The following is a 19,701-nucleotide window of genomic DNA, read 5'->3' on the forward strand; positions in this document are numbered from 1 at the left end:
GCATAGGCGTCACACGACGATGCTCGACTCCGGCGTGTCACGCGATACGCTCAACGGCATCACGCGCAGACCACGAGCCAGATGGCTTTGCAGGATACGGTACGTCGAGAGTTCGAACGACCCCGCCAGTGTCGACGCATGCAGTTGCGCCGCCTGCACGAGCGATGGCGCGTGCCCGAGGTATCGCCAGCGATCGACCACGTGGAAGATGCGCTGCGCGTCCTCACACTCCTCGAAAACAATCGGCCCCTCGAACGGCCACGGCGCGTTCGCGGGATCGCTCTTCGTCACGCGCGGCAAACGGTTGTGGCCCGGCCGCAGCGTCGCGATCCACTGCGCCTCCGCGAGCATCGCGCCGAGTTCGCCGCCAGTCGCGCGCCATTCGACGCGCCGCACCAGCAGCGCAAGCCGCATATCCTTCGCCGAACGCCGCTCGCCGGTCAGATGTGAGCGCAGCCGCTGACGCACGCGCACGCTGCGGCCGACATACAGCGGTGCATCTCCTTCGCCATAGAACGCATACACGCCACAGCCTGCTGGCGCGGTGTCAAGCAGGTCTTCGGTGATGTCGCCGGCGAGCCGGTAGCGACGCGTCGTGCGCTCGATCTGCGCGCGCAGCGCTTCAAGCGGTACGAGCGTCGGCAGACGCTGCCAGAACTGCCAGATCAGATCGGCGTCGGCGAGCGCGCGGTGACGGTCGGACGGCACCAGCGCATGACGTTCGACGAGCGCATCGAGACCATGGCGCTTTTCGCCGGGAAACAGCGCGCGCGACAGCCGCACCGTGCAAAGCACGTCCGGATCGAACGCAATTCCCGCGCGACGAAATTCGCTGCGTAAAAATCCGCGATCGAAACTCGCGTTGTGCGCGACGAACAGCTTGCCGTTCAGGCGCTCGAACAGCGCGGGCGCGATCGACTCGAACGTCGGTGCGCCGCGCACCATATCGTTCGTGATGCCGGTCAGTTGCTGGATGAACGACGGAATGGGCTGCCGCGGATCGATGAGGCTGCTCCAGCGCGATACGCCGGCCGGCCCGACTTCGACGACGCCAACCTCAGTAATGCGGTGCTCGCTCGTCGAGCCGCCGGTCGTTTCGAGGTCGACGAAAACGATGGGTGCATCGAGCGCCGGTTCCGGCGAAAGCAGTTCAGACATGGGGCAAGAGATTCGGATGCGTGAATTTGCGCCAAGTATGCACCAGCTGGACGGTGCGCATCCACACTGAGCGCCGTCCGCAGGCGGAAACTGGTCGGCGGTCCCTCAATTTTGCGCAGATATCCCACAGACGCTTAAATCATTAATCCGGACGTAGCCAATTTTGCTTCAGTAAATTAACTTCCGACAATAATGCGCATTTGCTGAACCGTGCAGTTACCGAAGATCTCGAGGATAGAAATAAAAAACCCTCGCGCGACGGCGAGGGTTTTTCGCTCCCGACTGCGTGGGCGGCGCGCCCGGCTCAGCGCACTTACAGCGGCTGAATGTTGGCCGCCTGCTTGCCCTTCGGGCTGGTCTTGACTTCAAAAGACACCCGCTGGTTTTCCTTCAACGACTTGAAACCCTCGCTACGGATCTCCGAAAAGTGGGCGAAAAGATCCTCGCCACCCGCGTCCGACGTAATGAAGCCAAAACCCTTAGCATCGTTGAACCATTTGACGACACCAGTTTCCATTTCCTGTTTTCCCTCGGTGATTTATCCAAAGCGGGCATTGCCCTTGAATCGATCCAACCCCGATTCAGTTGCCCATATCTGATCAATACAAAAACCAGAAACAGCCAATCAAATTCGGCTTTGCCGTTATACGGGGAACGGAGAATCGCCGTCAAGTAAACTTTTCATATGCGTTTAGCGTATAAAAAGATAATGCTTCAAATCGCATGGATAAGATCGACGCGTCAAACTTACCTGGAATGATTTAGCCAAGCCTGGAAACGGAAAAATTTGCGCAAATATGCAATGCGAATGTAACAAAATCCATCTTTGCGTAAGTGTTTGTCCGAGTTGTTGCCGCGCAGTCCGACTCGCATGATTCAAATGAGTTGTAGCGATGTGCTTCAGGAGGTTGTCATGTTCCAGGAAATTCACCGTCTGTTCGCCTGGCTAACTCATTCGCGTGCAAAGGTCATACCAGATCAATCTGCAGCCGAGGAATCATCCACGGTTTTCGACTTCGATCCGATGTGGCACGGAGACCACTGGCAGAACCTGCTCTCCTCGCCGATGGATGCGCGCCGTTATGTGATGGAAGACTGGAGCGTGTCGGCGCAGGGCGATTGGGACGACGCGGAAGGCACCGCCCCCGCTCACTAGAGCAGTTCGCGAAGGTCGTCCGCCATAAAAAAAGCGCGACTGGAAGGTCGCGCTGACAAAGGTTTGGAGATCTTTTTCGTCAACGAAAAAGTCTGCTTCGGAAAGCAGAAACTAAAGTATAGCGGTCGTATACGATTTCGATTATTCACACAATTGACAATCGTGTATTGCCGCAATAACAACAATCGTTTTCCGCATTTCTTCCCGTTGTTTTTCCGCATCGTTTGGTGTCGCGAATCAGCAACGCGGTTTAGGAAAAATCAGACGCTGAACTCCGCCGAATCGTCGCAAAGCCTTTATCTATAAGGCCCGAATGGCGAATCATGATCGTTTCTTGATGCGTAATACTTTATTGCGCAAATCGGAACATCAACTCCTGGAAGTGTCTCTCTACACTCTGCGTAATCGGAAACCGGCGCGGATCTGGTCAGCGCGCTTCTCACGCGGATTCCGCTTCTCGCAGCGCTCGCGTGAAGGTCTCCTAAGCCAGGGTTTTATACCTCTCTCGCTCTTGGAGTTATATCAATGAAGAAGACACTCATGGTCGCTGCCCTGTCGGGCGTTTTCGTCACGGCAGCGCACGCGCAAAGTAGCGTCACCCTGTATGGCCTGATCGACGCCGGGATTACTTATACGAATAACCAGCGCGTCAGTGCTACCCAGCACGGCGCCAACGTTGCGATGACGAGCGGTTCGGTGAACGGTAGCCGCTGGGGCCTGCGTGGCGCTGAAGATCTCGGCGGTGGTCTGAAGGCCATCTTCACGTTGGAAAACGGCTTCGGCATCAACGACGGCACGCTCAAGCAGCAGAGCCGTATGTTCGGCCGGCAGGCCTTCGTCGGTCTGTCGAGCGACCAGTTCGGCGCTGTCACGCTCGGCCGTCAATATGACAGCATGGTCGACTTCGTCGGCCCGCTGGCGCTGACCGGCACGCAATACGGCGGCACCCAGTTCGCCCACCCGTTCGACAACGACAACCTGAACAACTCGTTCCGTATCAACAACTCGGCCAAGTACACGAGCGCGAACTACGGCGGCTTCAAGTTCGGCGCGTTGTACGGCTTTTCGAACCAGGCTAGCGGCTTCGCGAACAACCGCGCATACAGCGCGGGCGCATCGTACAACTGGGGCGGCCTGAACGTCGCAGCCGCTTACTTGCAGCTGAACGCCAACGGCGCAACCGGCGCGGCCGCAGCGTTCAATTCGGGTGGCGCAGTATCGGGCGACAACACGTTCTTCGCGCAACGTCAGCAAACATGGGGCGCAGGCGCCAACTACGCGTTCGGCCCGGCAACCGTTGGCATCGTGTACTCGCAGACGAACCTGCATGGCCTCGTCGGCATCAGCCAGGGCTCATCGGGTGTCTCGGGCGGTATCGGCTTCCCGTCCAACAGCGCTCAGTTCCAGAATTTCGAGGGTAACGCTCGTTACGCTCTGACACCGGCGATCAGCGTTGCCGCTGCGTACACGTACACTCGCGCTAACCTGTCCAGCACGCACGTGCACTGGAACCAGGTCGACCTGCAGACCGCATACGCGTTGTCCAAGCGTACCGACGTGTACCTGCAAGGCGTGTATCAGGCAGCAAACGAAGGCTCGATCGTCCCCGCCTTCATCAATGGCGTGGGTAACGCTTCGGGCAACAACAAGCAAGTCGCTGTAACGGCTGGTCTGCGTCACCGCTTCTAAGCACCGCGCAAGGACTGGCAGTAGAGAAGGCGCCGTTCGCGGCGCCTTTTTTTATGTTCGCGCCGAAGGGGTCTTTCGCCAGACTTTGCGTGCTCCTGCCAGCGCCCTAGCGGTCGGCATCAGGTGGCGGGTACTTGACGTCGAGAATGTCGATCGGCTGAGGGCCGGCCGGCGTGAACAGCGTGACCGTATCGCCGACCTTGGCCTTCAGCAGCGCACGCGCAATGGGCGAAATCCAGCTCACGTGCCCAATGTCCAGGTCGACCTCGTCGACACCGACGATCGTCACCTTATGCTCTTCGCCGTCCTCGGTCGCATAGTCGACCGTCGCGCCGAAGAACACCTGGTCGAGGTTTTCCTGCTGGCTGCTATCGACGACCTCGGCCAGATCGAGCCGCTTCGTCAGGAAACGGATGCGCCGGTCAATTTCGCGCAAACGTCGTTTGCCGTAGATGTAGTCGCCATTCTCCGAGCGGTCGCCGTTCGACGCCGCCCACGACACGAGCTTGACGACCTCGGGCCGCTCGACATCGATCAGATGCAGCAACTCATCGCGCATACGCCGATGACCGGCGGGAGTCATGTAATTTTTGGTGCCTGCGGGCACGTCGGGCTGGGTGACGTCGAGATCGTCGTCGTTGTCCTCGCTCGACTCTTTGACAAAGGCCTTGTTCATAATCATCCATTAACAGCAGCTAGCAACAACCTGATAGGAGGTTACACGATCGCGCCCGCGACACAAATCGCCGTGATGGGCTTCCATTTTTCAATTCCGTTGGCTATAATCTCGTTTCTGTGTGCGGCTGTAGCTCAGTTGGATAGAGTACTTGGCTACGAACCAAGGGGTCGTGGGTTCGAATCCTGCCAGCCGCGCCACCTTATTCGAGAACTTCGTTGCCGGGCGTTCTCAGGTTTCACCGGTTTTTGCAGTAAGCATCACCGTTTTGCGTGCGGCTGTAGCTCAGTTGGATAGAGTACTTGGCTACGAACCAAGGGGTCGTGGGTTCGAATCCTGCCAGCCGCGCCACCTATGAAGGGCCTTCCAGTCGGAAGGCCCTTTGTTTTTCTGGCGCACCATACCCTGTGCGCCAGCTCAACGCGGCGGCGACTGGATATCCCCAATCTGCCCGTCCGGGTGCGGCAAGTCCTCGACGACCCCGCCTACCGTCTGCTCGCTGATCGTCTCGGCCCGCATGCCGGTCAGTGCCTGGCGCTCGCGCAGCACGTCGTCGACGGTATCGCCGAAATGGCTCGCGACGAACGCCCGCAGCAAAGCAATGCGCAGCGAGTCGCCGCTCCCCTCCGAGGCCCGCTGTCCGCCCTTGAACTCCGCGACGCACAACGCGCCTTTTTCGCTCTGCTCGCGCACATCGAGCCGTATCGCGCGCTCGAGCACAACGGCGGCCGTTTCCCATGACGCGCAAGGCGTGAAGCGCCCGTCCCACGGACGACCACGATCGTTGCCGCGGATCGCAACAGTCTCGCCACTATCGGTAAAGTAGATTTCGCGCACGAAGTCGTGCAGGCTGCGCGCCACCCAGTAATCGAGCGCCACGCCAGCGAGGTCGGATACGTTCATCTGCGTTCTCCCCGGGGTTCAGGTGAGACTTGCCTTCAGTTGTATCCTGAGCTGCACGAAAGATGCCAGACTGGCGAGAAGCGCCAGTCCAGGCCGCGCCGACGCCCAGCCGGAAGCCGCTCAGTAATCCGCGCGCTCGCGGTCGATACGCATGCCGCCCTCGTGGCGGTGATGCCCTTCTTCGCTCGGCCGCTCACGCGTGATGCGCATCACGTCGGGATTCGTGCGCACGCGCCGCATCACATTGGCCAGATGCACACGATCGCTGACCTGAATCACGAAGCGCAGAATCGTGGATTCCTGCGACAGATCTTCGTCCATCGCGATATGGACGATGTTCGCGTCCGCCGACGTGATGTCGGCCGCTACGCGGGCGAATACGCCCTTGGTGTTCTTGACCAGCACCTTCACCGCGACATCGAACAGACGCCCCGGCTGCGGCGCCCACGCAACGTCGATCCAGCGCCCCGGATCGCGCCGGTGGATACGCTGCGCGACGCGACAGTCGGTGGTGTGGATCGCCATGCCGAGGCCGATGCCGATATAGCCCATGATGTCGTCGCCCGGAATCGGACGGCAACACGCGGACAGCTGCACCGACATGCCCTCGGTACCAGTGATGACGACCGGCGGCGCATGCGGCGTCGAGCCCGACTCGGAGCGCGAGCCGTCGTCGTCGCCGTCGCGCCCGCTCATCAGCACTTCGATGCGCTTGGCCATCACCGCGGCGACGCGTCGGCCGAGACCAATGTCCGCGAAAATTTCCTGACGGTTCTTGTTGCCCGTCCACTGCACGAGCTTTTCCCACGCTTCCGGCGTCACGTCCGACAGCGCGAGGCCGTAGCCCTTCAACGCCTGATCGACGAGACGCTCGCCGAGCTGCACCGACTCGTTCAGGCGCATCGTCTTCAGATAATGACGGATCGCCGAGCGCGCCTTGCCGCTGCGCACGAAGCCGAGCCATGCGGGGTTCGGTTTCGAATACGGCGCCGTGATGACCTCGACGATGTCGCCGCTCTTCAGTTCGGTTCGCAACGGCAGCAGCTCGTTGTTGATCTTCACCGCGACGCACTGGTTGCCGAGATCGCTGTGGATCGAATACGCGAAGTCGAGCGCGGTGGCGCCGCGCGGCAGCGCCATGATCTTCGACTTCGGCGTGAACACGTAGACCGCGTCCGGGAACAGGTCGATCTTTACGTGCTCGAGGAATTCGCTCGAATCGCCCGCTTCGCTCTGAATGTCGAGCAGCGACTTCAGCCACTGGTGCGCGCGCTTTTGCACGTCGTTGAGGTCCGCGCTGCCGTTCTTGTAAAGCCAATGCGCGGCAACGCCCGCCTCGGCGATCTCGTGCATCTTGCGCGTGCGCACCTGAAACTCGATCGGCGCGCCGAACGGGCCGACGAGCGTGGTATGCAGCGACTGATAGCCGTTCACCTTGGGGATCGCGATGTAATCCTTGAACTTGCCCGGAACAGGCTTGAACAGCGCATGCAGCGCGCCGATGCAGGTATAGCACTCGAGCGCGCTGTCGACGACCACGCGAAAACCATACACGTCGAGCACCTGCGAGAACGACAGCTGCTTGTCGCGCATCTTCTTGTAAATGCTGAAGATGGTTTTCTCGCGACCGGTGACTTCGGCGTCGAGCTTTGCGTCGGCAATCGCGCGCTGCACCGATTCGAGAATCTTGCCGACCACCTCGCGACGATTACCGCGCGCCGCCTTCACGGCTTTTTCGAGCGTCGCGTAACGGTGCGGGTTGAAATTCGCGAAGCTCAGGTCCTGCAGCTCGCGATAGGTGTTATTCAGGCCGAGCCGGTGAGCGATCGGCGCGTAGATGTCGAGCGTTTCGCGCGCCACGCGGCGACGTTTCTCCGGCGGCACCGCGCCGAGCGTGCGCATGTTGTGCAGCCGGTCGGCGAGCTTCACGAGGATCACGCGCACGTCGCGCGCCATCGCGAGCAGCATCTTGCGGAAGTTCTCCGCCTGCGCTTCCTCGCGATTGCGAAACTCCATCTTGTCCAGCTTGGACAACCCGTCGACCAGTTCTGCGACCTTCGCGCCGAAGCGCTCGGCGAGCTCCGCTTTGGTCACGCCCTGGTCTTCCATCACGTCGTGCAACAGCGCGGCCATGATCGCCTGGGCGTCGAGATTCCAGCCCGCGCAGATTTCCGCGACGGCGACCGGATGCGTGATGTAGGGTTCGCCGCTCTGGCGATACTGGCCGAGGTGGGCTTCGTCGCTGAAGTGGAACGCCGCCTTGATGTCCTTGATTTCTTCCGGCGGCAGATAGCCGGACAGCGCGGACGTCAGATTGGCGATGGAGACGACGTCATGCCGGCGCGGCTGCTCCGGCGTGGCGGTCGGCCCGAACAGATGACGAAACGATTGCTCGAGGACCGCGTCGATGTACTTGCGTGCAGACGACGGCGCGTCGGTGTCGTGTTCCGCTTCCGTGGCGGTGGGCGGGGTAGCACTCATGGTCGCCTCCGGTAGCGGTCAGGGTTGGACACAGTTCTGCACGTTGAGCAATCCGGTGTGGCGAATACCGGACAAGTCGAAAACGAAAATCCGTGCGCCTTAGACCGGCACCTTCTTCAGCATTTCGACGCCGACCTGACCCGATGCGATTTCACGCAGCGCGAGGACGGTGGGCTTGTCGCGGCTTTCGATCTTCGGCGTGTGGCCTTGAGCGAGCTGACGCGCGCGATAGGTCGCGGCAAGCGCGAGTTCGAAACGGTTCGGGATCTGTTTGAGGCAGTCTTCGACGGTAATGCGGGCCATGTTGGGTTCCTTCTCAGTATGTTGCTTATTCTACCTTATGTGCCTGACGGCACGCCGCGCTCACGCGTGCGGCAGGTGGATGCCGAGCTGCATGAAAAGCTGCTTGTGACGCGCGTACTGCGACGCGAAGCGCGAGCGCGTCGCGCCGACGAGGCACTGCAACTCAGCCAGCGCTCGATCGAAGTTTTCGTTGATCACGACGTACTCCGCTTCGGCCGCGTGCGCGATCTCGCCGCCCGCCGCGAGCAGGCGTCGCGTGATCACATTCGGTTCGTCCTGGCCGCGCTTTTTCAGACGCTCTTCGAGCGCTTCGAGCGACGGCGGCAGAATGAAAATCTCCACCGCGTTGTGGAATTGCTTCTTCACCTGCTGCGCGCCTTGCCAGTCGATTTCGAGCAGCACGTCATGGCCGTTTTTCATCTGCTCCTCGATCCACACGCGCGATGTGCCGTAGTAGTTGCCGTGCACTTCCGCGCTTTCGAGAAACTCGCCCGCATCGTGACGCCGCATGAAGTCTTCGACGGTCGTGAAGTGATAGTGCTCGCCGTCCTGCTCCTTCGGACGCGGCGGGCGCGTCGTGTACGAGATCGACAGACGGATCGCGTCGTCGCCCGCGAGCAGCGCGTTCACGAGCGTCGACTTGCCCGCGCCCGACGGCGCGACGACCATGAACAGATTGCCGGGATAGGCGCCGGCGTACGGATGGCGCGGCGCGCCGGCTTCGCGTGGATGATGGTCGGTCATGATGTGTAGTGCTCCAGCCTTATTCGAGATTCTGTACCTGCTCGCGCATCTGTTCGATCAGTAGTTTCAGCGTCATCGACGAATCCGCGAGTTCCTTCGCCGCCGCCTTCGAACCGAGCGTGTTCGCTTCGCGGTTCAGCTCCTGCATCATGAAGTCGAGCCGCTTGCCGACCTTGCCGCCCTTCTCGATCACGTGACGCGTTTCGTTCAGGTGCGCGGTAAGGCGCGACAGCTCTTCGGCGATGTCGATGCGAATCCCGTACATCGTCACTTCCTGGCGAATCCGTTCGTTGATCTCTTCGCGCGACACGATCGTCACGGCCGCGTCCGGTGCGGCGATGCCGAGCGCTTCCTGCAGACGCTCGACGATCTTCTGCTGATGCCGTGCAATCAGCTCGGGCACGAGCGGCGTGATCTTCGTGACGATCGTTTCCATTTCGGTGACGTTGGCGAGCAGCATCGTCGCGAGTTGCGCGCCTTCGCGCGCACGCACGTCGATCAGGTCCGCAATGGCCTGCTTGCCGCACGCGAGCACCGTGTCGCGCAACGTCTCGGGCGCGATGCCGCTTTCGGCGAGCACGCCCGGCCAGCGCAGAATTTCGCCAGTACGCAGACGGCCGGCTTCCGGAAACGCGTCGAGCACTGCGCGTTCCAGCTGCGCGAGCTGCGCGAGCGCGTCGTGGTTGATCGCGCCCGCGTTCGCCGACTGCTCGCTGCGCTGCAGATTCACGCGAATGTCGACCTTGCCGCGCGACAGCTTGTTCATCAGCATTTCGCGCAGCGTCGGTTCGACGACGCGCACGTCTTCCGGCATGCGGAAGTTCAGGTCGAGAAAGCGCGAGTTCACCGTGCGCAATTCGACCGACACGCTGACGCCGCCAGTGCCCGAAGCCGCCACGAGTTCGCGCGTGGCGCTCGCATAGCCAGTCATGCTGTAGATCATCGTATATCTCGCGATTGCGGCCATGCGTTCGACGATGGCCTGAGAAGCGGATCGCCCGGCGTGTACGAGACGCGGGGCGGGGAACCGGCATTATCCCATTTTTGGCGGTGCCATCCGCTCGTGAGCGAGCACGGATGCGGCCCGGCACGCGGCCGCTTTCACGGTACGGATTGCCGCTCGTCGTTACGATGACTCTCGCGTGCTCAAGCGGCGCTCATCGCCCGCAAGCTCGTGTGCTATGCGTATGGGCAACCGCCCGATTCGATCGGCGGTAAAATTAGGGTTTTTCCTCCGCCCCTCTTTCGGCCTTTCGGCACACAACGCGACCCATTCCGACATGAGCAACGACACCCCACGCCCCAGCGGCCGCCAGCCCAACCAGTTGCGCGACGTGCGCATCACGCGTCACTACACGAAGCATGCGGAGGGCTCGGTGCTGGTCGAGTTCGGCGACACCAAGGTGATCTGCACCGCGAGCGTCAGCGAGAGCGTGCCGCCGTTCCTGCGCGATCGCGGCCAGGGCTGGCTCACCGCCGAATACGGCATGCTGCCGCGCGCCACGCATACGCGCAGCGATCGCGAAGCCGCGCGCGGCAAACAGACCGGCCGCACGCAGGAAATTCAGCGGCTGATCGGCCGCGCGCTGCGCTCGGTGTTCGATCTCGAGAAGCTCGGCGCGCGCACGATCAATCTCGACTGCGACGTGATCCAGGCCGACGGCGGCACGCGCACCGCGAGCATCACCGGCGCGTTCGTCGCCGCACATGATGCGGTCGCCAAATTGCTCGCCACAGGCCGCATCGAAAGCTCGCCGATCACGGATTACGTCGCCGCGATTTCGGTCGGCGTGTACGACGGCGTGCCGGTGCTCGACCTCGACTACGACGAAGACTCGCAGTGCGACACCGACATGAACGTCGTGATGACGGGCGCGGGCGGCTTCGTCGAAATTCAGGGTACCGCGGAAGGCGTGGCGTTCTCGCGCGAAGAAATGAATGCGCTGCTCGATCTCGCGAGCGACGGCATCAGCACGCTGATCGCGAAGCAGAAAGAAGCGCTGGGAGTGCAGCAGTGAATGAGGTTCGTCAGGACGGCGGCGGGAACGATGCTCTCGGCATAACGTCGGGCATGCCGTTGAAAAAAGTCGTGCTCGCGTCGAACAACGCGGGCAAGCTGCGCGAATTCGCGGCGCTGCTCGGCGCGGCCGGCATCGAGTTGATCCCGCAAGGCGCGCTCAATGTACCGGAAGCGGAAGAGCCGCACCCCACCTTCGTCGAAAACGCGCTCGCCAAGGCTCGTCACGCGGCGAAGCTGACCGGCCTGCCCGCGCTCGCCGACGACTCGGGCCTTTGCGTGCGTGCACTGCGCGGCGCGCCGGGCGTCTACTCGGCCCGCTTCGCGCAACTCGCCGGCGGCGAGAAAAGCGACGCGGCGAACAACGCGCGACTCGTCGAAGAACTGCGGAGCGCGAGCGATCGGCGCGGCTATTACTACTGCGTGCTCGCCCTCGTGCGTCACGCGGACGATCCCGAACCGCTGATCGCCGAAGGCCGCTGGCATGGCGAAATCCTCGACGCGCCGCGCGGCGAACATGGCTTCGGTTACGACCCGTACTTCTATCTGCCCTCGCTTAACGCGAGCGCCGCCGAGCTCGAGCCAGCGGTCAAGAACGCCAGCAGTCATCGCGCGATCGCGCTGCGGCAACTGCTCGCTCGCCTGTCGGAGGAAGCGTGATTCCGATCCGATCGACACCGGCGGACATCGGCAACGGTGTCGTCAAGGCATTCACGTCGCCAGGCGGCATCCGTTTGACGTCCCTGCCGCCGCTCGCGCTGTACGTGCATTTTCCGTGGTGCGTGCGCAAGTGCCCGTACTGCGACTTCAATTCGCATGAGTGGAAGGGCGAAACGTTCCCGGAGAACGACTACCTCGCCGCGCTGCGCGCCGATCTGGAAATGGCGTTGCCACTGATCTGGGGCCGCCAGGTGCATACGGTGTTCATCGGCGGGGGCACGCCGAGTTTGCTGTCGGCGGCGGGGCTCGATCGCATGCTGTCGGATATTCGCGCTTTGCTGCCCCTCGACGCCGACGCGGAAATCACGCTCGAAGCGAACCCCGGCACGTTCGAAGCCGACAAGTTCGCGCAGTTTCGCGCGAGCGGCGTGAACCGGCTGTCGGTGGGCATCCAGAGTTTCAACGAAACGCATCTGAAGGCGCTCGGCCGCATTCACGACGCGGCGCAAGCGCGCCACGCGGTCGAAGTCGCCGCGACCACGTTCGACAACTTCAACCTCGACCTGATGTTCGCGCTGCCCAGGCAAACGCTCGCCGAATGCCAGGCCGACGTCGAAACGGCGTTGTCGTTTGCACCGCCGCATCTGTCGCTGTATCACCTGACGCTCGAACCGAACACGCTGTTCGCCAAGTTCCCGCCCGCGCTGCCCGACGACGACGCGTCCGCGGACATGCAGGACTGGATTCATCAACGCACCGCCGAAGCCGGCTATGAGCGCTACGAGGTGTCCGCGTATGCGCGGCCGCATCGGCAGAGCAAACACAATCTGAACTACTGGCGTTTCGGCGACTATCTCGGCATCGGCGCGGGCGCGCATACGAAGCTGTCGTTTCCGAATCGCATCGTGCGTCAGGCGCGCTACAAACATCCGACCACGTTCATCGAGCAGGCCAAGGCCGGGGCAAGCGTGCAGGAAGAGCACGAGGTCGGGCCACGCGATCTGCCGTTCGAGTTCATGCTGAACGCGCTGCGCCTGGTGGAAGGGTTTCCGGTGCATCGGTTCATCGAGCGCACGGGTCTGTCGATCACGACGATCGAACCCGCGTTGCAGGAAGCGGAACGGCGCAAGCTGATTACGCGCGACCACGAACGAATTGCGCCGACGCCGCTTGGGCAGGCGTTCCTGAACGATCTGCAAGCGCTGTTTCTGAAAGATCCGCAGTGATGGTGACTCGCCTGGACTCGGCAGCGAAGTCTTTCCAGGTTACAATTCGCGGCTTGGAGGTGTGGCCGAGTGGTTTAAGGCACCGGTCTTGAAAACCGGCGAAGGAGCAATCCTTCCGTGAGTTCGAATCTCACCGCCTCCGCCAGTCTTTCAAGAAAAACCCCGTAAGTTCAGCGACTTACGGGGTTTTTGTTTTTCTTATCCCGATGATCCGCTGCGCGAGTGCCGTCAGCGACTGGAAAGATCATAGACGAGAGGTACGGTCGCTCCCCGCGAGCAACCGCACTACGGGCGCGAAAAATCGCAATGTTCTTGCGGGCGCTTTTATCTGTTTCGTCGAAACCCGTGGAGATTTTGGGCGGTCGCCCATGTACGGACTGCCTGTCTCACGGTACTTATCTGACTGCTGTCAACCCGGCAGCGGCTTCAGATAGACCATCGACACACCTATGTACGTTCAGCGACATGCTTCACGCTATGAAGCAGTACAACAAATTGCGCGGCGACAACAACGTGATCTGGCATGACGATGGAGACGTGGAATTCAACGGCGTGATTATCGACAACATGCACAGTTGGGCACCCTAAAGGAATGTTATGGTAACGACCCATCAACTTGCACATGCTTCTTTCACTATCTATCAGGACGTGGAGCGGCCCGAATTCTGGACAAACTATTTTGGCGTTGAACCGGACATGCAGAGCGTTCGGAGGCAATTCCGCACTACACCGTCTGGGCGCACTAGCAAGTACCCCGCTCGAATTGGTGTATGGAGTGTGGATAGCAAGGGGCATGTTCAGAGTGATCTTCTCGCGCCTCACCTTCGCACTCTTGTCGAACGCTTGGCATTGCCCCGATTGGACCTGCCCGAATTGCTCAAGCGCACTGGCGCACAGATGCGTTTCTTCTGTTATTGGGACAACGAGAGCGGCGACCGCGTGCCTGATGTGCCCGACGATATCCGCACCATGATGGAAGCCATGGGCGGCACCGTTGAGATTGACGAATATCGATAGAGCCTCGCTCGAATGCACAAGCCGATCCCTTGCTCGACACAGTATGCGCAAGCGCCCGTTCGGCAAGGGTCGCGCCAAGGCATCGCCGGTTGGTGCTCGACCTTTGCCGCGTGCTTCGGCAGGACCTGATCGTGAAAACGAGAAAAGCCTGCGAAGCTTCAGGTACTCGCTTGCACCACCCCGAACTAAACCACCCCCACCGCCTCAACCTCGATCTTGAACCCTTAGTGCAACTGCGGCACCGGTACGACCGCGCGCGCCGGTTTTGCCTCACCGGCCCAGCGCGCATAGATCTGATTGAAGCTCGCCCAATGTTCGACATCGACGACATACACGCGCACCTGCACCAATTGCACGACGCTGCTGCCGACGCTTTCGAGCGCCGCCTTCACATTGGCCAGAACCTGTTCGGCTTGCGCGTCGAAGGACGCATCGGCGAGCTTGTCGCCTTGCGCATTGATCGGCAATTGCCCGGACACGAGGACGAAGCCATTCGCGACCGCCACATGACTGTAGTGACCGCCGGGTTTCGCCAGCGCGGCGGGATTGTCGGTGTGAGGCAAGCGTGCGGCGTGCGTGCTATCGGTCATCAACCACTCCAGAAGTGAAATTGCCGGAGCGGTTCATCGCCGTGCTTCATTCAGCGCAAACGGGCACACCGCGCATCACGCATCCGCGATCTCGAGCTTCTCGCGCGCATCCGCACAACGGCGATTCAGATCGCGATGCATCAGCTGGCTATCGAGCAGAGCCGATACATCCGTCAACCCGTGATCAAAGCGCAACACATATTCGATGTCGGTGTAATCGTAGTAAGCGCCGCTGTCGGCCAGCCGTTGCGCTTCGGCGAATGCGGCAAATTGCCGTTCGCCGTTTATCAAGTCTTTGATCGCCATGATTGCCGCTCCGAGGAACAGTGACTTCATCATAGCAATGCAAACCGCGACGCACGGTGGTGCGCGCGCAACACCAGGTGTTTTCCGGAGCGCGCCCGGTGAACTCACGCGTCGGTCGGTACCGACGGCCGGTGTATCACGAGCGTCATACGGCTTTCACGCCGTTTTCACAGCGCCCGCGCAGTGCTCGACCTCAATACTCAAACCGCACACGCTACACAGCCGCAACCGGCGACTTCGTCCCGTTCCAGCGCATCACGAGCCTGCGTCCGACAAAGCACAGGCAGCCCGCCACGCCGACCACGATGCCCATGCCCTTCGGCGTGCCGTCCTGCCACAGTCCGACCGCGAGGCTCGACAACGCGCCCAGCGCGAGCTGCACCGCGCCGAACACGGCCGCCGCGGCACCTGCGTTGACCGGATAGCGATGCATCAGATCGGTCGTGCAGTTGGCGGACAACACGCCCACCACGCTGACGACGAAAAAGAGGCCAAACACGATCGACCACAAGCCGCCCCACCCCGTCAGCGACACGACGGACACGAACAGCGACGCGACGAAGCTCACGCTCGCCGCAAACGAGATGATCGGCACCGGCCCGAGCCGGCCGACGAACCGCGTGTTCAGGTAATTGCCGAACATGATGCCGACGATATTCAGCGCGAACAGGAAGCCATAGTGCTGCGCGGACACGTGGAAATACTCGATGTAGACGAACGGCGTCGCCGTGATGTACGCGAACATCGACGCGAATGCCATGCCGCCACACAACATATGTCCCCACGCGACCGGATCGCGCAGCAGCGTGCCATACGCGCCGAACGACTTCAGCAGCGCCGACTGCGCGCGCATCTCGCGCGGCCACGTCTCCGGCACCTTCAGGAATGCGGTCACCGCGCACACGGCCCCGAACAGCGTCAGCGCCACGAATACCGCGCGCCAGCCGCCCAGCAGCAGCAACTGTCCGCCGATCAGCGGCGCGAGCAGCGGACCGATCGCCGTGACGATCGCGATCATCGACAGTACGCGCGCCGCATCGCCGGGCTCGTGCGCGTCGCGCGCGATCGCGCGAGCCAGCACCGACGCCGCCCCCGCGCCCAACGCCTGCACGAAGCGAAAGCCGACCAGCGAGCCGATCGAGATCGACAGCGCGCAGGCGATGCTCGCGAGCGCATACATGATGATGCCGCCGAGCAGGATCGGCCGGCGGCCGTACGTATCGGACAGCGGACCGTACAGCAGCATGCCGATCGAGAAGCCGAACATGAAGCTGGTCAACGTCGATTGCGCGGCGCCCGTGCCGACCGCGAAGGCCTGCGCGATGGTCGGCAGGCTCGGCAGATACATGTCGATGGAAATCGGCCCGCACGCGGCCAGCGCGCCGAGCAACAAGATCAGCCGGCCATCGGGCCGGCGTTTGACGACGTGAGACATGGGAAATCCGGATGGAACGCCGCGCCGGCATCGGCAGCGGAACGGGTGAAGCGGGAACGGCCATCAACTGACCGGCTCGATTGTACGCGACGGTTAACCCGCTGACTGTGCGCGAGGCAGCGCCGCGCGGCGCAAACACCGTCGATCGGTTAAGCTGCCGCCTGCATGCCCACCCCCTTCCCCCGATCCCGTTCGAACCCGCGATGACCGCCTTTCTGCTGATCTGGAGCCCCAAAAAATGGCCGTGGCCCGAGCTGCCCGACATCGCCAAACGCGTGGCCGCCGGCGAAGCGGTGACCGACGCATGGGGCTGCGGCTTCGCGCGCGGCATCCTGCCAGGCGACCGCGTGTTCCTGCATCGCGTCGCGCAGGAGCCGAAGGGCATCTTCGGTTCGGGCTACGTGACGCGCGCGCCGTACGAAGTCCCCGACGCGTCGACCAAACGCGGCTACCGTCTGTGCATCGACTTCGTCTACGACTGGCTCGTCGATGCGCATCACGCGCCGGTCATCCCGCGCGATCAGCTGCGTGTGCATCCGTTCTCGGTGCAGACGTGGGATGCGCAAAGCTCGGGCACGATCATCAAGCCCATCGCCGAAGGCGCGCTGGAGAAGCGCTGGGCCGAATTGACCGGCAAGCGCAAGCCGCCGGCGCTGCCCGCACCGGGCAGCCAGGCCTGAAATTCCCGCCGCCGCGGCCGCCCGCGCGCACAGCCCGCCGGCGCCGAGTCCGGTACAATTTCTCGATCCATCCCAGCATCGCGCGAAGTGTCCGCGGGAATCGTCCGAGGCCCTTTGCGCCGCTGCGCAACCCTTGCTCCCTATTCCAGCCATCGCCATGTCCAGAAACGAAACCCTCTTCGAACGCGCGCAACGCACGATCCCCGGCGGCGTGAATTCGCCGGTGCGCGCTTTCCGTTCCGTCGGCGGCACGCCGCGCTTCATCGAGCGCGCGCAAGGCCCGTACTTCTGGGACGCGGACGGCCAGCGCTATACCGACTACATCGGCTCGTGGGGTCCCATGATCCTCGGCCACGTTCATCCCGAAGTGCTCGAAGCCGTGCAGCGCGTGCTCGTGAATGGCTTCTCGTTCGGCGCACCGACCGAGTCGGAAGTCCAGATCGCCGAGGAAATCTGCAAGCTGGTGCCGTCGATCGAACAGGTGCGCATGGTGTCGAGCGGCACCGAGGCGACGATGAGCGCGCTGCGTCTCGCGCGCGGCTTCACGAACCGCAGCCGCATCGTCAAGTTCGAAGGCTGCTATCACGGCCATGCGGACAGCCTGCTCGTCAAGGCTGGCTCGGGCCTCCTGACCTTCGGCAATCCGACCTCGGCGGGCGTGCCGGTCGATATCGCGAAGCACACCACCGTGCTCGAATACAACAACGTCGCCGAGCTCGAAGAAGCGTTCAAGGCGTTCGGCAACGAGATCGCCTCGGTGATCGTCGAGCCGGTTGCGGGCAATATGAACCTCGTGCGCGCGACCCCCGAATTCCTGCAGGCGCTGCGGCGCCTGTGCACCGAGTACGGCTCGGTGCTGATCTTCGACGAAGTGATGTGCGGCTTCCGCGTTGCGCTCGGCGGCGCGCAGCAGCTCTACGGCATCACGCCGGACCTTACGTGCCTCGGCAAGGTGATCGGCGGCGGCATGCCGGCGGCGGCGTTCGGCGGACGGCGCGACATCATGGCTCACCTCGCGCCGCTCGGCGGCGTCTATCAGGCGGGCACGCTGTCGGGCAATCCGATCGCGGTCGCGGCCGGCCTGAAGACGCTGCAGCTGATCCAGGCGCCCGGCTTCTACGACACGCTCGCCGCACACACCACGCGTCTCGCGCAAGGGCTCGCGCAGGTCGCCCGCGAAGCAAACGTGCCGTTCGCCGCGGACGCGCTCGGCGGCATGTTCGGCATCTACTTCCGCGAATCGATCCCGACGAGCTTCGCCGACGTCACGAAGAGCGATGTGCCGCGCTTCAACGCGTTCTTCCACAAGATGCTCGACGCGGGCGTGTACTTCGCGCCGTCCGCGTATGAGGCGGGCTTCGTGTCGAGCGCGCACGACGACGCAGTGATCGACGCGACGATCGACGCCGCGCGCGGCGCGTTCGCAGCGTTGAAGGGCTGAACCCGGACTTCAAGCAAAAGCCGCAACCCGCACGACCCAGACACCGCACCACAACGGACACCGATGTTCTCGCAAACCGATTTCGTCCATATGGAACGCGCGCTCGCGCTTGCGAAGCGCGGCATGTACACGACCGACCCGAATCCGCGGGTCGGTTGCGTGCTCGTCAGAAACGGCGAGGTGATCGGCGAAGGCTACACGCAGCCGGCCGGCCAGGATCACGCCGAGATTCGCGCGCTGAAGGACGCGCGCTCGCGCGGCCACGACCTGCGCGGCGCGACCGCCTACGTGACGCTCGAACCGTGCAGCCATTTCGGCCGCACGCCGCCGTGCGCCAGCGCGCTGATCGAAGCACAGATCGGCCGCGTGATCGCGGCGATGGAAGATCCCAATCCACAGGTGTCCGGCCGCGGACTCGCGATGCTGCGCGAAGCCGGTATCGAAGTGCGCTGCGGGCTGCTCGCAAACGAAGCGCGCGAGCTGAACATCGGCTTCGTGTCGCGCATGACGCGCGGCCGTCCGTGGGTGCGCATGAAGGTGGCGGCATCGCTCGATGGCCGCACCGGCTTGCCTTCGGGTGAGAGCCAGTGGATCACGAGCGCGGCCGCGCGCGCCGACGGTCATGCGTGGCGTGCGCGCGCGTCGGCGATCCTGACGGGCATCGGCACCGTGCGCGAAGACAATCCGCGCATGACCGTGCGGGCGGTCGATACGCCGCGCCAGCCGCACCGCGTGCTGATCGACAGCCAGCTCGACGTGCCGCTCGACGCGCAGATCCTGGCCGGCGCGCCGACGCTGATCTTCTGCGGCGAGCTCGATGCGCGTCTCGAAGAACGCGCGGTTGCGCTGCGCGAGCGCGGCGCCGAGATCGTGCCGCTGCCGAACGCGTTCGGCAAAGTGGATCTGCCGCGCATGCTGAGTGTGCTCGGCGAGCGCAACGTGAACGAATTGCACGTTGAAGCCGGCTACAAGCTGAACGGCTCGCTGCTGCGCGAAGGCTGCGTCGATGAACTGCTCGTCTATCTGGCGCCGAGCCTGCTCGGCGTGGACTCGATGAGCATGTTCAATCTGGACGCGCCCGACCTGCTCGAAGACCGTGTGAAGCTCAATTTCCACACGGTCGAGCGGATCGGCGACGACCTGCGCATCCTCGCGCGCTTCGCACAGCCAAACGTACCCGGGACAGACGCCGTGTCCCCCACCGTTTCGAAATGATCAA

The 19,701-nt window shown here is 62.7% G+C and carries 21 protein-coding genes and 3 tRNA genes; 13 read left to right on the plus strand and 11 right to left on the minus strand.

Annotated features, from left to right (window positions below):
* Window positions 1-9: 9 nt before the first annotated feature.
* Both AB3X95_RS06875 and AB3X95_RS06880 read right to left on the minus strand, forming a co-directional pair.
* Entirely contained in the window at window positions 10-1,158 is a 1,149-nt protein-coding gene (locus AB3X95_RS06875) for an exonuclease domain-containing protein (RefSeq protein ID WP_368620963.1), read from the minus strand.
* Between the two features lie 313 nt (window positions 1,159-1,471).
* A complete protein-coding gene (locus AB3X95_RS06880; protein ID WP_013090197.1) occupies window positions 1,472-1,675 on the minus strand; it encodes a cold-shock protein in 204 nt (67 codons plus the stop codon).
* A 396-nt stretch (window positions 1,676-2,071) separates the two neighbouring features.
* Between AB3X95_RS06880 and AB3X95_RS06885 the strand changes: the two genes are divergently transcribed.
* A complete protein-coding gene (locus AB3X95_RS06885; RefSeq protein WP_254906027.1) occupies window positions 2,072-2,314 on the plus strand; it encodes a hypothetical protein in 243 nt (80 codons plus the stop codon).
* Between the two features lie 525 nt (window positions 2,315-2,839).
* Window positions 2,840-4,003, plus strand: coding sequence for a porin (locus tag AB3X95_RS06890; RefSeq protein ID WP_176124397.1), 1,164 nt, complete (start codon window positions 2,840-2,842; stop codon window positions 4,001-4,003).
* A 106-nt stretch (window positions 4,004-4,109) separates the two neighbouring features.
* Here AB3X95_RS06890 and greB read toward each other — a convergent pair whose 3' ends face one another.
* Window positions 4,110-4,679: a transcription elongation factor GreB gene (gene greB / locus AB3X95_RS06895; protein WP_176105325.1), complete on the minus strand. Its 570-nt coding sequence runs from the start codon at window positions 4,677-4,679 to the stop codon at window positions 4,110-4,112.
* Between the two features lie 123 nt (window positions 4,680-4,802).
* Here greB and AB3X95_RS06900 point away from each other — a divergent pair.
* Window positions 4,803-4,879, plus strand: a tRNA-Arg gene (locus tag AB3X95_RS06900).
* 74 nt (window positions 4,880-4,953) lie between these two features.
* Window positions 4,954-5,030 (plus strand) — tRNA-Arg (locus AB3X95_RS06905).
* A 66-nt stretch (window positions 5,031-5,096) separates the two neighbouring features.
* Here the strand turns inward: AB3X95_RS06905 and AB3X95_RS06910 are convergent.
* From AB3X95_RS06910 to AB3X95_RS06930, 5 genes are all read right to left on the minus strand, one after another.
* On the minus strand, window positions 5,097-5,582 hold the full coding sequence (locus AB3X95_RS06910; protein WP_176105324.1) for a phage protein NinX family protein: 486 nt from the start codon (window positions 5,580-5,582) through the stop codon (window positions 5,097-5,099).
* A gap of 120 nt (window positions 5,583-5,702) precedes the next feature.
* A complete protein-coding gene (locus AB3X95_RS06915; RefSeq protein WP_176124399.1) occupies window positions 5,703-8,063 on the minus strand; it encodes a bifunctional (p)ppGpp synthetase/guanosine-3',5'-bis(diphosphate) 3'-pyrophosphohydrolase in 2,361 nt (786 codons plus the stop codon).
* Window positions 8,064-8,162: 99 nt separating this feature from the next.
* Window positions 8,163-8,366, minus strand: coding sequence for a DNA-directed RNA polymerase subunit omega (gene rpoZ, locus AB3X95_RS06920; RefSeq protein ID WP_008921215.1), 204 nt, complete (start codon window positions 8,364-8,366; stop codon window positions 8,163-8,165).
* A 60-nt stretch (window positions 8,367-8,426) separates the two neighbouring features.
* The gene (gene gmk / locus AB3X95_RS06925) at window positions 8,427-9,110 is read right to left on the minus strand and encodes a guanylate kinase (protein ID WP_176124400.1); all 684 of its coding nucleotides are present in this window, start codon (window positions 9,108-9,110) and stop codon (window positions 8,427-8,429) included.
* A gap of 19 nt (window positions 9,111-9,129) precedes the next feature.
* Entirely contained in the window at window positions 9,130-10,053 is a 924-nt protein-coding gene (locus AB3X95_RS06930; protein WP_184226346.1) for a YicC/YloC family endoribonuclease, read from the minus strand.
* A 337-nt stretch (window positions 10,054-10,390) separates the two neighbouring features.
* Between AB3X95_RS06930 and rph the strand changes: the two genes are divergently transcribed.
* From rph to AB3X95_RS06960, 6 genes are all read left to right on the plus strand, one after another.
* Complete coding sequence (gene rph, locus AB3X95_RS06935) at window positions 10,391-11,128, plus strand: ribonuclease PH (protein WP_176124402.1); 738 nt, start codon at window positions 10,391-10,393, stop codon at window positions 11,126-11,128.
* Window positions 11,129-11,181: 53 nt separating this feature from the next.
* The gene (gene rdgB, locus AB3X95_RS06940; RefSeq protein ID WP_176369068.1) at window positions 11,182-11,787 is read left to right on the plus strand and encodes an RdgB/HAM1 family non-canonical purine NTP pyrophosphatase; all 606 of its coding nucleotides are present in this window, start codon (window positions 11,182-11,184) and stop codon (window positions 11,785-11,787) included.
* Window positions 11,784-13,013, plus strand: a complete 1,230-nt coding sequence (gene hemW, locus AB3X95_RS06945) for a radical SAM family heme chaperone HemW (protein ID WP_368620964.1) — start codon at window positions 11,784-11,786, stop codon at window positions 13,011-13,013. The genes rdgB and hemW overlap by 4 nt, the downstream gene beginning before the upstream one ends.
* Window positions 13,014-13,068: 55 nt before the next feature.
* Window positions 13,069-13,158 (plus strand) — tRNA-Ser (locus tag AB3X95_RS06950).
* 320 nt (window positions 13,159-13,478) lie between these two features.
* A complete protein-coding gene (locus tag AB3X95_RS06955) occupies window positions 13,479-13,601 on the plus strand; it encodes a hypothetical protein (protein ID WP_368620965.1) in 123 nt (40 codons plus the stop codon).
* A 9-nt stretch (window positions 13,602-13,610) separates the two neighbouring features.
* Window positions 13,611-14,030, plus strand: a complete 420-nt coding sequence (locus AB3X95_RS06960; protein ID WP_368620966.1) for a DUF4279 domain-containing protein — start codon at window positions 13,611-13,613, stop codon at window positions 14,028-14,030.
* Window positions 14,031-14,254: 224 nt separating this feature from the next.
* Here the strand turns inward: AB3X95_RS06960 and AB3X95_RS06965 are convergent, their stop codons facing one another.
* From AB3X95_RS06965 to AB3X95_RS06975, 3 genes are all read right to left on the minus strand, one after another.
* Complete coding sequence (locus AB3X95_RS06965) at window positions 14,255-14,620, minus strand: RidA family protein (RefSeq protein WP_368620967.1); 366 nt, start codon at window positions 14,618-14,620, stop codon at window positions 14,255-14,257.
* Window positions 14,621-14,695: 75 nt separating this feature from the next.
* Complete coding sequence (locus AB3X95_RS06970; RefSeq protein ID WP_176105316.1) at window positions 14,696-14,926, minus strand: hypothetical protein; 231 nt, start codon at window positions 14,924-14,926, stop codon at window positions 14,696-14,698.
* A 214-nt stretch (window positions 14,927-15,140) separates the two neighbouring features.
* Complete coding sequence (locus tag AB3X95_RS06975) at window positions 15,141-16,361, minus strand: Bcr/CflA family multidrug efflux MFS transporter (protein ID WP_368620968.1); 1,221 nt, start codon at window positions 16,359-16,361, stop codon at window positions 15,141-15,143.
* A gap of 203 nt (window positions 16,362-16,564) precedes the next feature.
* Here AB3X95_RS06975 and AB3X95_RS06980 point away from each other — a divergent pair, with 203 nt between their 5' ends.
* The 3 genes from AB3X95_RS06980 to ribD all read left to right on the plus strand — a co-directional run bounded on the left by AB3X95_RS06980 (window position 16,565) and on the right by ribD (window position 19,697).
* Window positions 16,565-17,041 carry a hypothetical protein gene (locus AB3X95_RS06980; protein ID WP_176124407.1) on the plus strand — a complete coding sequence of 159 codons (477 nt, stop codon included), beginning with the start codon at window positions 16,565-16,567 and terminating at the stop codon, window positions 17,039-17,041.
* Between the two features lie 157 nt (window positions 17,042-17,198).
* Window positions 17,199-18,482: a glutamate-1-semialdehyde 2,1-aminomutase gene (hemL, locus tag AB3X95_RS06985; protein WP_184226351.1), complete on the plus strand. Its 1,284-nt coding sequence runs from the start codon at window positions 17,199-17,201 to the stop codon at window positions 18,480-18,482.
* Between the two features lie 63 nt (window positions 18,483-18,545).
* Window positions 18,546-19,697 carry a bifunctional diaminohydroxyphosphoribosylaminopyrimidine deaminase/5-amino-6-(5-phosphoribosylamino)uracil reductase RibD gene (gene ribD, locus AB3X95_RS06990; RefSeq protein ID WP_176369041.1) on the plus strand — a complete coding sequence of 384 codons (1,152 nt, stop codon included), beginning with the start codon at window positions 18,546-18,548 and terminating at the stop codon, window positions 19,695-19,697.
* Window positions 19,698-19,701: the final 4 nt, after the last annotated feature.

It is taken from the genome of Paraburkholderia sp. BR13444, from assembly GCF_040948755.1.
In the GTDB taxonomy this organism is placed as follows: Bacteria; Pseudomonadota; Gammaproteobacteria; order Burkholderiales; family Burkholderiaceae; genus Paraburkholderia; species Paraburkholderia youngii.